The organism is Nocardioides aurantiacus, assembly GCF_003752505.1.
Lineage (GTDB): Bacteria > Actinomycetota > Actinomycetes > Propionibacteriales > Nocardioidaceae > Marmoricola > Marmoricola aurantiacus.
In genome coordinates this window covers 3,154,114-3,166,256 of sequence record NZ_RKHO01000001.1, presented here as the reverse complement: position 1 = coordinate 3,166,256, position 12,143 = coordinate 3,154,114, and the positions used below count along the sequence as shown (strand labels likewise).

The 12,143-nt window shown below is 73.5% G+C and carries 12 protein-coding genes; 9 read left to right on the top strand and 3 right to left on the bottom strand.

Annotated elements, in window-relative coordinates; translation table 11 throughout:
- Nucleotides 1-64: 64 nt before the first annotated feature.
- From larE to EDD33_RS15315, 7 genes are all read left to right on the top strand, one after another.
- Complete coding sequence (gene larE, locus EDD33_RS15345) at nucleotides 65-1,495, top strand: ATP-dependent sacrificial sulfur transferase LarE (RefSeq protein ID WP_246003545.1); 1,431 nt, start codon at nucleotides 65-67, stop codon at nucleotides 1,493-1,495.
- A 94-nt stretch (nucleotides 1,496-1,589) separates the two neighbouring features.
- Nucleotides 1,590-1,985 (top strand): cold-shock protein, encoded by a 396-nt coding sequence (locus EDD33_RS15340; RefSeq protein ID WP_123391861.1) that lies wholly within the window; start codon nucleotides 1,590-1,592, stop codon nucleotides 1,983-1,985.
- Between the two features lie 38 nt (nucleotides 1,986-2,023).
- Nucleotides 2,024-2,686, top strand: coding sequence for a VOC family protein (locus EDD33_RS15335; protein WP_123391858.1), 663 nt, complete (start codon nucleotides 2,024-2,026; stop codon nucleotides 2,684-2,686).
- Nucleotides 2,687-2,945: 259 nt separating this feature from the next.
- Entirely contained in the window at nucleotides 2,946-4,772 is a 1,827-nt protein-coding gene (locus EDD33_RS15330) for an acetolactate synthase large subunit (RefSeq protein ID WP_123391856.1), read from the top strand.
- 70 nt (nucleotides 4,773-4,842) lie between these two features.
- Complete coding sequence (gene ilvN / locus EDD33_RS15325; RefSeq protein ID WP_123391854.1) at nucleotides 4,843-5,391, top strand: acetolactate synthase small subunit; 549 nt, start codon at nucleotides 4,843-4,845, stop codon at nucleotides 5,389-5,391.
- A 116-nt stretch (nucleotides 5,392-5,507) separates the two neighbouring features.
- Complete coding sequence (ilvC, locus tag EDD33_RS15320; RefSeq protein WP_281274182.1) at nucleotides 5,508-6,536, top strand: ketol-acid reductoisomerase; 1,029 nt, start codon at nucleotides 5,508-5,510, stop codon at nucleotides 6,534-6,536.
- Between the two features lie 152 nt (nucleotides 6,537-6,688).
- Nucleotides 6,689-7,276: a rhomboid family intramembrane serine protease gene (locus tag EDD33_RS15315; protein ID WP_211332563.1), complete on the top strand. Its 588-nt coding sequence runs from the start codon at nucleotides 6,689-6,691 to the stop codon at nucleotides 7,274-7,276.
- Between the two features lie 37 nt (nucleotides 7,277-7,313).
- Here EDD33_RS15315 and EDD33_RS15310 read toward each other — a convergent pair whose 3' ends face one another.
- The 3 genes from EDD33_RS15310 to EDD33_RS15300 form a co-directional block, all read right to left on the bottom strand.
- A complete protein-coding gene (locus EDD33_RS15310; protein WP_123391851.1) occupies nucleotides 7,314-8,150 on the bottom strand; it encodes an ABC transporter permease subunit in 837 nt (278 codons plus the stop codon).
- Complete coding sequence (locus EDD33_RS15305; RefSeq protein WP_123391849.1) at nucleotides 8,147-9,046, bottom strand: ABC transporter ATP-binding protein; 900 nt, start codon at nucleotides 9,044-9,046, stop codon at nucleotides 8,147-8,149. Before EDD33_RS15305 ends, EDD33_RS15310 begins: the two co-directional genes overlap by 4 nt.
- Before the next feature lie 91 nt (nucleotides 9,047-9,137).
- A complete protein-coding gene (locus tag EDD33_RS15300) occupies nucleotides 9,138-9,686 on the bottom strand; it encodes a GNAT family N-acetyltransferase (RefSeq protein ID WP_123391847.1) in 549 nt (182 codons plus the stop codon).
- Between the two features lie 36 nt (nucleotides 9,687-9,722).
- Between EDD33_RS15300 and EDD33_RS15295 the strand changes: the two genes are divergently transcribed.
- A complete protein-coding gene (locus EDD33_RS15295) occupies nucleotides 9,723-10,427 on the top strand; it encodes a DsbA family oxidoreductase (RefSeq protein ID WP_123391845.1) in 705 nt (234 codons plus the stop codon).
- Between the two features lie 100 nt (nucleotides 10,428-10,527).
- Entirely contained in the window at nucleotides 10,528-12,138 is a 1,611-nt protein-coding gene (gene serA / locus EDD33_RS15290) for a phosphoglycerate dehydrogenase (RefSeq protein ID WP_123391843.1), read from the top strand.
- Nucleotides 12,139-12,143: the final 5 nt, after the last annotated feature.

Sequence of the window (12,143 nt, the reverse complement as noted above, 5' to 3'; positions counted from 1 at the left end):
CTGCGAATCTAGGGGGCCGACCCTGGCCCGTCGCGGACCCGGGACACGGACGTAGCCTGGAGTCGTGGACGAGCAGCTGGTGGTCGGGTTCGACCTCGACATGACGCTGATCGACACCGTCCCCGGCTTCGCGGCGACGCTGGAGGTGCTCGGCTCCGAGCTGGGCGTGGACCTCCCGGTGGCGGAGCTGACCGGCAACCTCGGCCCGCCCCTCGACCTGCTGCTGGGGCCGCACCTGCCCGCCGACGAGGTGCCGGCCGCCATCGCGCGGTTCCGCGAGATCTACCCCGGCACCGCGGTCGTCCCGACCCCGGCGACCGCGGGCGCGGCGGAGGCCCTGGCCGCCGTACGCCGCCACGGCGGCCGCACGCTGCTGGTCACCGGCAAGTTCACCCCCAACGCCCGGCTGCACGTCGAGCACCTCGGCCTCGACGTCGACGTGGTCGAGGGCGAGGTGTGGGGCGGGGCCAAGGGCGAGGTGCTGCGCCGCCACGGCGCCCACCTCTACGTCGGCGACCACGTCCACGACGTCGAGGGCGCGCAGGCGGCCGGCGTGCCCAGCGTCTCCGTGCTCACCGGCGGCTGCACGGCCGAGCAGCTGCGCTCCGCCGGCACCGACGTGGTGCTCGACGACCTGTCGGGGTTCCCCGCCTGGCTCGACGACTTCGTGCTGCAGGCCCGGCTCGAGCGCCTGGCGGCGTCGCTGCGCGCCCACGAGCGGGTGCTGGTGGCGTTCAGCGGGGGAGCCGACAGCGCGTTCCTGCTGGCGGCCGCCGTGCGCGCGCTCGGGCCCGACCGCGTCGGCGCCGCGACGGCGTACAGCAGCTCGCTGCCGCTCTCCGAGCGCGACCCGGCCCGCACCTTCGCCGAGTCGCTGGGGGTGCGGGTGCTGACGCCGCAGACCCACGAGATGGACCGCGAGGGCTACCGCGCCAACGCCGGCGACCGCTGCGCCTTCTGCAAGTCCGAGCTGCTCGAGGTGCTCGGCCCGCTGGCCGCCGCCGAGGGGTACGCCGTCGTGGCCACCGGCACCAACGCCGACGACGCCCGCGCCGGGTTCCGCCCGGGCATCGCCGCCGCGGCCGACCGCGGCGCGGTGACGCCGCTGCTGGACGCCGGCATCACCAAGGAGCAGGTGCGCTCCGCCTCGCGGGCGTGGGGCCTGCCGACCTGGGACAAGCCGGCCGCGGCCTGCCTGTCCTCGCGGGTGGCCTACGGCATCGAGATCACCCCGTCGCGGCTGGCTCGGGTCGAGCGCGCGGAGGCCGACCTGCGGGCCTCGCTCGAGACGGCCGGGCACGCGGTGCGCGACGTGCGCGTGCGCGACCTGGGGGAGACCGCCCGGGTCGAGGTCGATCGCGACCTGGTCGACGAGGCCGCCCACCACCTCGACGTGGTGCGGGCCGCGGGCTTCGACGCGGTCGAGGTCGACCCGCTGGGCTTCCGGTCCGGCTCGATGAACGCGCTGCTCCCGGACCCCGAGCGCTGGCGCTGAACTGCGTGGCCGCCCCGGCCGACCACCCACTACGCTGGGCCGTCGCGGCCTCCAGGACCGCGACCCACCCCCGACGCACAGAGAGGCCGCTGCGGTGCCCACCGGAAAGGTCAAGTGGTACGACGCCGAGAAGGGCTTCGGCTTCCTCTCGCGCGAGGACGGCGAGGACGTCTACGTCCGCTCGTCCAACCTGCCCTCGGGGGTCGAGACCCTCAAGGCCGGCACCCGCGTCGAGTTCGGCGTGCTCTCGGGCCGCAAGGGCGACCAGGCCCACCAGGTGCGCGTCCTCGAGGCGCCGGCCTCGGTGAGCCAGAACCGCCGCGCCGCCCAGCGCCGCAAGCCCGACGAGATGGTCACCATCGTGGAGGACCTGATCGGGCTGCTCGAGGGTGTCGAGCAGGGCTACCGCCACGGTCGCCACCCCGACGCCCGCACCGCCAAGCCGACGGCCAAGCTGCTGCGCGCGCTCGCCGACGAGCTGGAGCTCTAGGACCCGGGCTGTCCGCAGCCGGGTCTAGGGTCGCTCGCATGGCGATCAGCGAGCAGGACCGGCAGCCGTTGCGTTCCCAGGAGGTCAGCGACGGCCTCCCCGACGGGTGGCGGCTGCTGCTCGGCCAGGTGGTCGTGCGCTACGCCACCGGCGACTTCACCACCGGCGCGCGGCTGGTGAAGCGCGTCGCCGAGCTCGCCGACGAGGCCGACCACCACCCCGACGTCGACCTGCGCTACCCCCACGTGACCGTGGGGCTGAGCAGCCACGACGTCGGTGCGGTGACGCGCCGGGACCTGCGGCTGGCGGCGGCGATCGCCGCGGCGGCGACCGAGCTCGGTGTCGAGCCCGGCCAGGTCCCCGACACCCTCGAGCTCGCGCTCGACACCGCCGACCAGGACCGGGTGGCGCCGTTCTACGCCGCGCTGCTCGGCTACGACCGGTCCTCGCCCGACGACGTGGTCGACCCGGGCTCGCGCGGGCCGTCGGTGTGGTTCCAGCACAGCGACTCCTCCGAGGCCGGCCGGCAGTGCTGGCACCTCGACGTCCGGGTGCCCCACGACCAGGCCGAGGACCGGCTGCGGGCCGTGCTCGGCGCCGGCGGTCGGTTGGTCGACGACGAGCGGGCACCGGCCTTCTGGGTGGTCGAGGACCCCGAGGGCAACCGGTCGTGCATCACCACCTGGCAGGCGCGGGACTGACCGGCGTGCGCCGTGGCCGGGGTGTCCGACATCCGGGACCGGCGTCCCACTCCTTGGGACGCCGGTCACACTGGGTTGAGCCCTGACGGGGGTGGGGGCATGCTGGAGCCATGCGTTCCGACCTCCTCGTACGCACGCGACGCGTGAGCTGAGTCCCCAGCCGGACTCGCGGCCACGCGTCGACCCCTCGTCAGCCGACCGGCTCGAGGGGTTTTTTGTTGCCACCGAACCACCTGACGACCGACGAAGAGATGAGCAGATGAGCGAGCAGCACGCGGGTCAGACGACACGTCCCAACCCCGGTCAGCGGCTGGCCCAGGGCGTGGCGCAGGGCCCCGCGGTCCCCGAGGCGCCCACCGTGACCGGCGCCCAGAGCCTGATCAAGTCGCTGGAGCACGCGGGCGTGACCGACATCTTCGGCATCCCCGGCGGCGCCATCCTCCCGGCGTACGACCCGCTCTTCGACTCCTCCATCCGCCACATCCTGGTGCGCCACGAGCAGGGCGCCGGCCACGCCGCCCAGGGGTACGCCGCGGCGACCGGCCGCGTCGGCGTGTGCATGGCGACCTCGGGCCCCGGTGCCACCAACCTGGTGACCGCGCTGGCCGACGCCCACATGGACTCGGTCCCGATCGTGGCCATCACCGGTCAGGTCGGCGCCAGCATGATCGGCACCGACGCCTTCCAGGAGGCCGACATCCGGGGCATCACGATGCCCATCACCAAGCACAACTTCCTCGTCACCGACCCGGCCGACATCCCGCGCGTCGTGGCCGAGGCGTTCTACATCGCCTCGACCGGTCGTCCGGGCCCGGTGCTCGTCGACGTCGCCAAGTCGGCGCTCCAGGCGACGACCACCTTCGTGTGGCCGACCGAGCTGAGCCTGCCCGGCTACCGGCCCGTCACCAAGCCGCACGCCAAGCAGATCCGCGAGGCCACCCGCCACGTCCTGGAGGCCCGCAAGCCGGTCCTCTACGTCGGGGGCGGCGTGATCCGCGCGGACGCCTCGGCCGAGCTGCTCGAGCTCGCCGAGCTGACCGGCATGCCGGTCGTGACCACGCTGATGGCGCGCGGCGCGTTCCCCGACAGCCACCCGCAGAACCTCGGCATGCCGGGCATGCACGGCACCGTCGCGGCCGTCGCGGCGCTGCAGAAGAGCGACCTCCTGATCAGCCTCGGCGCCCGCTTCGACGACCGCGTCACCGGCAACCTCGACTCGTTCGCCCCGAACGCCAGGGTGGTCCACGCCGACATCGACCCGGCGGAGATCGGCAAGAACCGCATCGCCGACGTCCCGATCGTGGGCGACGCCCGCGAGACGATCAGCGAGCTGGTCACCGCGCTGCGCGCCGAGCAGCAGCAGGGCCGCACCGGCGACTACGCCGGCTGGGTGAGCTTCCTGACCGGCGTCAAGGAGCGCTACCCGCTCGGCTACGACACCCCCGAGGAGGGCCTGGCCCCGCAGTACGTCATCGAGCGGCTCTCGGCCATCGCCGGTCCCGAGGCGGTCTACGTCTCCGGCGTCGGGCAGCACCAGATGTGGGCGACGCACTTCGTGCAGTACGAGCACCCCCGCACCTGGCTCAACTCCGGCGGCCTGGGCACCATGGGCTACGCCGTCCCCGCCGCCATGGGCGCCAAGGTCGCCCGACCCGAGGCGGTCGTGTGGGCCATCGACGGTGACGGGTGCTTCCAGATGACCAACCAGGAGCTGGCCACCTGCACCATCGAGGGCATCCCGATCAAGGTCGCCCTGATCAACAACGAGTCGCTCGGCATGGTGCGGCAGTGGCAGACCCTGTTCTACGAGGGTCGCTACTCCAACACCGACCTGCACTCCAAGCGGGTGCCCGACTTCGTCAAGCTGGCCGAGGCGTACGGTGCCGTCGGCCTCACCTGCGACGACCCGGCCGACGTGGACGCGACGATCCGCAAGGCGATGGAGATCAACGACGTGCCGGTCGTGATCGACTTCCGGGTCGAGCGCGACGCCATGGTCTGGCCGATGGTCGCCGCGGGCACGTCCAACGACGAGATCAAGTACGCCCGCGACCTGGCCCCCGACTTCGAGGAGGACGACCTGTGAGCACCCCACGAAGCTGCGGGCTCCTCCCGCTGCGCTCCTTCCGCCCCCACCTTCGCGAGGACCCCGTCCGATGACCACCCACACCCTCTCCGTCCTCGTCGAGAACAAGCCGGGCGTGCTGACCCGCGTCGCGGCGCTGTTCAGCCGCCGCGGCTTCAACATCGACTCGCTGGCCGTGGGCCCGACCGAGCATCCCGAGATCTCGCGGATGACCATCGTGGTCAGCGTCGAGGGGCTCCCGCTCGAGCAGGTCACCAAACAGCTCAACAAGCTGGTCGAGGTGCTCAAGATCGTCGAGCTCGACTACCGCGAGGCCGTCACCCGCGAGCTGCTGCTCGTCAAGGTCCGCGCCGACGCCGAGACCCGCGGCCAGGTCGTCGACGCGGTGCAGCTGTTCCGCGCCAAGGTCGTCGACGTCGCCCCCGACGCGGTGACCATCGAGGTGACCGGCAACTCCGACAAGCTCAAGGACTTCCTCGCGGTGCTGGAGCCCTTCGGCATCCGCGAGCTCGTCCAGTCGGGCATGGTCGCCATCGGCCGCGGCAGCCGCTCGATCTCCGAGCGCACCGTCCGCCCCGTCCCCGTGCCGGTCCCCGTGGCCACCGCCGTCCGCGGCTGAGCCCGCCCCCCACATGTAAATCGGGGTTATGGACGCTCAACACGGCTCCTGCCGGGCCGAGACCGTCCACCACCCTCGCGAAGTCAGATCCACCCCTACCGAAGGAGAAGCCCCCCGTGGCTGAGATGTTCTACGACGACGACGCCGACCTGTCCCTGATCCAGGGCAAGAACGTGGCCGTGATCGGCTACGGCTCGCAGGGCCACGCCCACGCGCTGTCGCTGCGCGACTCGGGCGTCGACGTCCGCGTCGGCCTGCAGCCCGGCTCGAAGTCCCGCGCCAAGGCCGAGGCCGAGGGCCTGCGCGTCGTGACCCCCGCCGAGGCGGCCGAGGAGGCCGACGTCGTGGTGATCCTCGCCCCCGACCAGCACCAGCGCACGCTGTACGCCGAGGAGATCGAGCCGCAGCTCGCCCCCGGCGACACCCTGGTCTTCGGCCACGGCTTCAACATCCGCTTCGGCTACATCACCCCGCCCGAGGGCGTGGACGTGTTCATGGTCGCCCCCAAGGGCCCCGGTCACCTGGTGCGCCGCGAGTACGTCGACGGGCGCGGCGTACCCGTCCTCGTCGCCGTCGAGGCCGACGCCTCCGGCACGGCCTGGGACCTCGCGCTGTCCTACGCCAAGGGCATCGGCGGCCTGCGTGCCGGCGGCATCAGGACGACCTTCACCGAGGAGACCGAGACCGACCTGTTCGGCGAGCAGGCCGTCCTGTGCGGCGGCGCCTCGCAGCTGGTGCAGTACGGCTTCGAGGTCCTCACCGAGGCCGGCTACCAGCCCGAGGTGGCCTACTTCGAGTGCCTCCACGAGCTGAAGCTGATCGTCGACCTGATGTACGAGGGCGGCATCGCCAAGCAGCGCTGGTCGGTCTCCGACACCGCCGAGTTCGGCGACTACGTCTCCGGCCCCCGCGTCATCACCCCCGACGTCAAGGCCAACATGGTCGAGGTCCTCGAGGACATCAAGAACGGCGCGTTCGCCGAGCGGTTCATCACCGACATGGACAACGGCTCCCCGGAGTTCACCGAGTTCCGCAAGAAGGGCGAGTCGCACCCGATCGAGTCGACCGGCCGCGAGCTGCGCAAGCTCATGGCCTGGGTCAAGAGCCACGACTCGGACTACGTCGAGGGCACCTCGACGCGCTGATCGACCCGTCGCTCGTCGACGGATCCCCAGGTCCGCCTGGGAAGCAGACGCTCCGCCGGGACCACGGTCCCGGCGGAGCGTCCGTGTCTCCGGCGCAGTGCCGGGCCGAGCAGCCGCCGTACGCCGCTTGGGCGACCCGCGACACTGGCCCCATGAGCCAGCTGGACACGCCCGCCCGGAGCCGACGGATGGGGCTGGTGCCGGCCGGCGTGGCGATGGGCGTGCTCGTCGTGGTGCTGTGGGTGCTCGAGGGGGTCGACCAGGCGACCGACAACGCGCTGGACCCCTACGGCATCGAGCCGCGGCAGCTCGACAGCCTCGACAACGTGTTCTACGCGCCGTGGCTGCACGGCGGCTACGCCCACCTGGTCTCCAACACGGTGCCGTTCTTCGTGCTGGGCGTGATCGTGCTGATGGACGGCTGGGGCCGCTGGCTGCGCACCAGCCTGGTCGTGGTCCTGGTCTCCGGCGCCGCCGTGTGGCTGTTCTCCCCGCCCGGCTCGCTGACCCTGGGCGCGAGCGGGGTCGTCTTCGGCTGGCTGACCTACCTGATGGTCCGCGGCTTCTACTCCCGCAGCCCCGGCCAGGTGGCGACCGGGGTGGTGCTGTTCCTGTTCTACGGCGGCCTGCTGTGGGGCGTGCTGCCGACCGACGCCGGGATCTCCTGGCAGGCCCACGCGGGCGGGGCGCTCGGCGGGCTGCTGACGGCCCGCTCGGCCCGGGGTCACCGACCCGACTAGGCGCCGGCTCCCCGCAGGACGCAGCCTGGCCCCAGGGCTACTTCACCTCCGACCGCCGCACGAGCAGCACCCCGACGGTGAGGGGCAGGACCAGCCAGAGCAGTCCCGAGACGCCGAGGTGGGCCCACTCGGTGGCACCGAGGTCGCCCTCGTAGAGCAACGTCGAGGAGTACTGGAAGTCGATCCAGCCCTGCACGTCGGCGAACCACGACTGGTAGGCCGCGAGCAGCCCGAACATCGTCGGCAGCAGGAACCAGTAGACGACGTAGGCCGTGATGGCCGCCGGCGAGCTGCGCAGCAGCACTCCGAGGGTGAAGCCGACGAGCAGCCCGAGCACGTTGGCCAGCACGATCATGGCGAGCTGCTGCACCGAGGAGTCCCAGACCGGGTCCACGCCGTTGATCGCCGCGCCGAGCAGGTTGCCCAGCGCGCCGATGCCCATCGCGAGCACCATCGAGACCACGCCGACGGCCACGGCGACCACGCCCTTGGCCAGCAGCACGCGCCCGCGGTGCGGGACGAGGGTGAAGGTCGTCAGGCCGCTGCGCTGGGACCACTCGCTGGTGACCGCGAGGACGGCCACGACCGGCAGGAGCAGCGCCATCGGGAACCCGACGGCCTGGGCGAAGCTGCCGTAGACCTGGGCCGAGTCGGGGGCGAAGACGATGACCGCGGCGGTGGCCAGGGTGGCCGCGATGCCGATGCCGGCGAGCAGCCAGAACCCCGAGCGGGTGTCGAAGGTCTTGCGCGCCTCGACCCCGAGCAGCCGGGTGAACGGGATCGGCGGCAGGTCGGGCCGCGGTGCGGCCAGGTCGGTGGGCGTCGCCTCGGCGGACCGGGGGACGGCGGTGCTGGCGGTGGTGGCGGTGCTCATGCTGCGACTCCCTCGCGCTGGCTGGAGGCGGTGAGCTCGAGGAACATCTCCTCGAGACCCGCGCTGTCCGCGGACCGGAGCTCGGTCAGCGGCACCCCGGCGGCGTGCGCGACCGTCCCGATGCGGGCGGTCTCGGCCGTGGCCAGGACGGCGCCGTCGGGCGCCACGGTGTGCTCGATCCCGGCGCCGGCCAGGGCGGCGGCGAGCGCCGTCGCGTCCTGGGCCCGTACGACGCTCCCGGCGCCGGCGAGCAGCTCGGCCTTGGTGCCCTGGGCGACGATCCGGCCGTGGCCGATCACGACGAGGTCGTCGGCGACGACCTCGATCTCGTGCAGCAGGTGCGAGGAGAGGAGCACGGTGCCGCCGGCGTCGGCGTACCCCCGGAGCAGGTCGCGCATCCAGCGGATGCCCGCGGGGTCCAGGCCGTTGGCCGGCTCGTCGAGCACCAGCACCCGGGGGTCGCCGATCAGCGCGGTGGCGACGCCGAGCCGCTGCCGCATGCCGAGGGAGTAGTGGCGCACCCGCCGCTCGGCCTCGCGGTCGGTGAGGCCGACCCGGTCGAGCATCTCCTCGACGCGGGCCCGGGGGAGGCCCATGGTGGCCGCGGCGATCCGCAGGATCTCCCGACCGGTCCGGCCGGCGTGCTGGGCGGAGGCGTCGAGCAGGACCCCGACCTCGCGGCCGGGGTTGGGCAGCTCGGCGAAGCGCCGCCCGTCGATCGTCGCCGTCCCGGAGGTGGCGGGAGTCAGGCCGACCATGACGCGCATGGTGGTCGACTTGCCGGCGCCGTTGGGACCGAGGAACCCGGTCACGCGGCCCGGACGGGCGGTGAAGCTGACGTCGTCGACGGCGGTGAAGCCGGCGTACCTCTTGGTCAGGGACTCGATGCTGATCATGGCTGCAGCCTCGCCGCTACCGGGCCCGGCCACATCGGGTGACGCCCTGGACCCACCCCTGGGACCGACCCCGGTCACCCCCGGGGTCGGGTCAGGGTCGGGGGTGGGTGACGCGGTCGGCGCGGAAGACCTGGGAGGGCTCCTCGTACCACCAGGTGTGCACCCCGAGGTCGCGCATCCCGATGGCGGCGGCCACCGCCCGCGACGGGTGGTTGGTGACGTGGGTGAGCGCCCACACCTCCTCGAGGCCGTGGTCCAGGGCGCGGCCCAGGACCGCCGCGGCCGCCTCGCGCGCCCACCCCTGGCCCCAGCTGTCGGGGTGCAGGTGCCAGCCGATCTCGACCTCGCCGGCCTCGGCGTCGGGGAGCTCGAGGGTGAGCACCGACCCGACCGGGACCCCGGTGGCGCGTGGCACGATCGCCCAGAACCCGAGCGGGGGCGTGGTCGAGCGCGCGTGCTGGCGGTCGATGGCGGCGTGGGCGGCGTCGAGGTCGGCCATCGGCCTCGGCGGCCCGTCGTCGAGCCACTGCACCACCTCGACCCGGCTCAGGATGTCGAGCAGCCGGTCGGCCTCCTCGTGCCGCCAGGGACGCACGTCGAGCCGCTCGGTCGCCACCACCACGTCGTTGTGTCCGCTCACGGGAACAGTCGACCACCCCGAGCGGTTGGGACGCACGTGAGAATCGAGATCTGGTCTGACGTCGTGTGTCCCTGGTGCTACGTCGGCAAGCGCCGGCTCGAGACCGCGTTGGCGGCCTTCGAGCACGCCGACGACGTCGAGCTGGTCTACCGGTCCTTCCAGCTCGACCCGGCGGCCCCGCTGGTGCCCACCGAGACGGTCGCCGCGTCGTTGGGCCGCAAGTACGGCGGCGGCCCGGCCGCCGGTCAGAAGATGGTCGACCAGATGGAGGCCGTCGCCGCCGAGGAGGGGCTGCTGTTCCGCCTGGGCGAGGCCCAGCACGTGGGCACCGTCGACGCCCACCGGTTGCTCCACCTCGCGCTGGAGGACGGCCCGACCACGCAGGTGGCGCTCAAGGAGGAGCTGCTGGCGGCGTACTTCGTGCGTGCCGAGAACGTCGCCGACCACGACGTGCTGCGCGCCGCCGCCGCGACGGTCGGCCTCGACACCGCGCGCGTCGAGGAGGTCCTCGGGAGCCGGGAGTACGCCGACGCGATGGAGGCCGACATCCGGCAGGCCGCGGCGTACGGCGCTACGGGCGTGCCGTTCTTCGTCGTCGACGGCCGCTACGGCATCGCGGGCGCCCAGCCTGCGGAGACGTTCACGCAGGTGCTGACCCAGGCCTGGGACGACACCCACCCCCGGCTGCAGACGGTCGGCGGCACCGACGAGGCCTGCGGGCCCGACGGCTGCGCGATCTGACCCGCCCCGGACCCGACCGGCTCGCCCCCGTCCTCGCGTAGGCTGGCCGACGCGCACAGCGTCGTGCCCCTCACCCGTCAGGCCCTACGTCAGGACTGCCGTGACCACCACGCCTGCACCCCCGCCGGCCCGCCGGCCCGTCGTCCTCGTCGCCGAGGAGCTCAGCCCGGCCACGGCGGCCGCGCTCGGCGACTCCTCCGACGTGCGCCGCTTCGACGGCGCCGACCGCGCCGCGCTGCTCGCCGCGCTGCCCGAGGCCGAGGCGGTGCTGGTGCGCTCGGCGACCCGGATCGACGCCGAGGCGCTCGCGCTGGCGCCCCGGCTGCGCGTGGTGGCCCGCGCCGGGGTCGGGCTGGACAACGTCGACGTGCGCGCGGCCACCCAGGCCGGCGTCATGGTGGTCAACGCGCCGACCTCCAACGTCGTCAGCGCGGCCGAGCTGACCGTGGCGCTGCTGCTGGCCGCCGCTCGCCACGTGGGGCCCGCCCACGCCGCGCTGGTGCGCGGCGAGTGGGAGCGCGGCCGGTTCACCGGCACCGAGCTGCACGGCAAGACCGTCGGCATCCTCGGCCTGGGCCGCGTCGGCGTGCTCGTCGCGCAGCGGCTGGCCGCCTTCGGGATGCAGGTGATCGCGCACGACCCCTACGTGCGCGCCGGCAAGGCCGCGCAGATGGGGGTGCGGATGGTCGGGCTGCAGGAGCTGCTGCGTGGGTCCGACGCCCTGAGCGTCCACCTGCCGCGCACCGCGGAGACCGTCGGGATGGTGGGGGCCGCGGAGCTCGCGCTCGCCCGTCCCGGCCTGATCCTGGTCAACGCCGCGCGCGGCGGCATCGTCGACGAGGCAGCCCTCTACGACGCGCTCAAGACCCGTCGCATCGCCGCAGCCGGCCTCGACGTCTTCGCCGAGGAGCCCGCGACCGGCTCGCCGCTGCTCGGCCTCGACAACGTGGTGGCCACCCCGCACCTCGGCGCCGCCACCCACGAGGCGCAGGAGAAGGCCGGCCTGGCGGCCGCGCGGTCGGTGCGGCTGGCCCTGGCCGGCGAGCTGGTGCCCGACGCCGTCAACGTGCAGGGCGGCTCGATCGCGGAGGTGGTGCGACCCGGGATCCCGCTGGCCGAGAAGCTCGGCCGCATCTTCACGGCCCTGGCCGGCGAGGTCGCCCAGCAGGTCGACGTCGAGGTGCGCGGCGAGATCGTCGACCACGACGTCAAGGTGCTCGAGCTGGCTGCGCTCAAGGGCGTCTTCGCCGACGTCGTGGGGGAGACGGTGTCCTACGTCAACGCCCCGCTCCTGGCCGCCGAGCGCGGTGTTGAGGTGCGGCTGGTGACCGAGTCCGAGAGCCCCGACCACCGCAACCTGATCACCCTGCGCGGCACCCTCGCCGACGGGTCCTCGGTGTCGGTGTCGGGCACCCTGGTCGGCATCACCCAGCGCGAGCGGGTCGTCGAGGTCGCCGGGTTCGACGTCGACCTCGAGCCCAGCGACCACCTCGCCTTCCTGCGGTACGCCGACCGCCCCGGCGTGATCGGCACCGTCGGCGGCATCCTCGGCCGCGCCGGCGTCAACATCGCCGGCATGCAGGTCTCCCGGGACCGCCGCGGCGGCCACGCCCTGGTCGCGCTCTCGGTCGACTCCTCGGTGCCGGCCGAGGTGCTCGAGGAGATCCGCGTGACGATCCAGGCGGAGACCGCCCGGACGATCGACCTGTAGGACCG

Coding starts and splice junctions, on each gene's coding strand:
- EDD33_RS15330 (WP_123391856.1), top strand. CDS start 2,946: ATGAGCGAGCAGCACGCGGGTCAGACGACACGTCCCAACCCCGGTCAG.
- EDD33_RS15310 (WP_123391851.1), bottom strand. CDS start 8,150: ATGAGCACCGCCACCACCGCCAGCACCGCCGTCCCCCGGTCCGCCGAG.
- EDD33_RS15305 (WP_123391849.1), bottom strand. CDS start 9,046: ATGATCAGCATCGAGTCCCTGACCAAGAGGTACGCCGGCTTCACCGCC.
- ilvN (WP_123391854.1), top strand. CDS start 4,843: ATGACCACCCACACCCTCTCCGTCCTCGTCGAGAACAAGCCGGGCGTG.
- EDD33_RS15335 (WP_123391858.1), top strand. CDS start 2,024: ATGGCGATCAGCGAGCAGGACCGGCAGCCGTTGCGTTCCCAGGAGGTC.
- EDD33_RS15315 (WP_211332563.1), top strand. CDS start 6,689: ATGAGCCAGCTGGACACGCCCGCCCGGAGCCGACGGATGGGGCTGGTG.